Here is a 1,782-nt window from a genome sequence, read left to right on the forward strand (position 1 = left end):
CCATGCAGAAACATGCTATCCATTGTTAATTAGCGTACCGACTTCCCCTAAGTACGTCACTTATCTTGTTCAGTAATTATTTCGATCCGAAACACATATACCGATAATCGTTTGGACATCTCATATAGTTAGTGTTATTCTCGCAGGCTAAATGTGTTAACTTACTTTTAAGCCGCGCATGAGAGCAATAGGTAACCCCAATTCGAGCAGCAACAAACCTCCCACTAGACCAAGCTGTTGCCTGCTTTGCACAAGTCAGGCAACTCGGAGCAATGGCGTTTGCCTTATGGCAGTGGTTAGGCAGCATGCGCGCTCGATTGGGAGATTGTTATGGCCGTTATTCCTCGTTCACCGACTCGTCAGCGCTTGCCGAAATGGTTTAAGCGTAGCCTTGCGCCAGCGGGCACCCATGCCGGCCATACCAACGAGGTGTTGAAACGTGAGAAACTCACCACTGTTTGTGAGGAAGCCACCTGCCCGAATCAAAATGAGTGTTACAGCAAAAAAGTAGCGGCCTTCATGTTGATGGGTGAGACCTGCACCCGCACCTGCTCGTTCTGTGATGTGAACACTAAACTCTTGAATTTACCACCCTTAGATGAAACAGAACCAGAACGCGTCGCCAAAGCTGTCGGCGAGTTAGGGCTCAAGTTCGCCGTGGTAACCTCGGTCAATCGCGACGATATGCCCACCGGTGGCGCCGAGCATTTTGCTGCCACGATCAATGCGATTCGTGAGCACAATCCAGATGGCCTTATTGAAGTACTCACTCCTGACTTTTGCGGAAATTGGGATGCCTTAGCGGTGGTTTGCGAAGCCCGGCCTGACGTCTTCAACCATAACATGGAGACCATTCCGCGTCTTTATCGGACGGTGCGTCCTCAAGCTGAGTACAATCGCTCCCTCGAATTCTTACGCCGAGTGAAGGAATTCGATCCGACCATTTGGACTAAATCTGGAATTATGGTTGGGCTTGGCGAGACAGATGACGAAATTCGTTGGCTGATGGAAGATCTCCGCAAACAGGATGTCGATATCTTTACCATTGGTCAGTATCTTCGCCCATCGTTACAGCACCATGATGTCATGCGCTTTGTCCCGCCTGAAGAATTCGGTCGCTATGAACAGTGGGGTAAGGAACTTGGCTTTAGTCACGTCGCTGCAGGTCCTTTTGTGCGTTCAAGTTACTACGCCGAGGCAGTACTTGATGGAGCGGCTGAACACATGACCCTACCACCATCCGCAACCCGCGGTTCGCAGGTTGAACACTAGCTATTGCGACCAACTACAGCGATTTTATGCAGCCACAGCCCGCCTTTCTGCTCGACGATATTGATCACACGAGTTTTTCAGACTTGATCTGCGCTTGGGATTTTACCCACTCTCAAAGCCACAGCGAACTTTTCACCGCTCAGTATGGTGAGCACTACCAACTACGATCAGCGAGTGGTACGCTGCAGGTCATCACCGATCAAGCCGCAGGCCGCCATGGCTCTGCTCTTCATCTTGATGAAGGGCAGTACCTTAGCATCGATCGCCATAGCTGTCCGCTACTTGACCGCCATGGCAACGACAGCGTATTCTCTATGCTGGTTCGCTGTCGTCGCGCGCAAAAAGCTGACGATACCTACTGCGAATTCATTGCTGGCCAATGGAATGAAAGCAATGAAGGCGGTCAATATGGTCTGTTTATCAACATTAAGGTTTGGCAGGTGGCAGACCGTTTATTTGGTCACCTTTCCAACAGCGGTGGACCAACCTCTGGCTATAAGTTCTGCATGA

The 1,782-nt window shown here is 50.3% G+C and carries 2 protein-coding genes; both read left to right on the top strand.

Annotated features, from left to right (window positions below; genetic code table 11):
- Positions 1-330 precede the first annotated feature (330 nt).
- Entirely contained in the window at positions 331-1,272 is a 942-nt protein-coding gene (gene lipA, locus F6K23_RS40310; protein WP_293166805.1) for a lipoyl synthase, read from the top strand.
- Positions 1,273-1,298: 26 nt separating this feature from the next.
- Positions 1,299-1,782: hypothetical protein (locus F6K23_RS40315; protein ID WP_293166807.1), on the top strand; the 484-nt coding region annotated here is incomplete at its 3' end.

The organism is Okeania sp. SIO2C9 (assembly GCF_010672455.1).
In the GTDB taxonomy this organism is placed as follows: Bacteria; Cyanobacteriota; Cyanobacteriia; order Cyanobacteriales; family Microcoleaceae; genus Okeania.

Bases quoted from the DNA above. Each gene is read 5' to 3' on its own strand.
- lipA (WP_293166805.1), top strand. From the start codon at position 331: ATGGCCGTTATTCCTCGTTCACCGACTCGTCAGCGCTTGCCGAAATGG.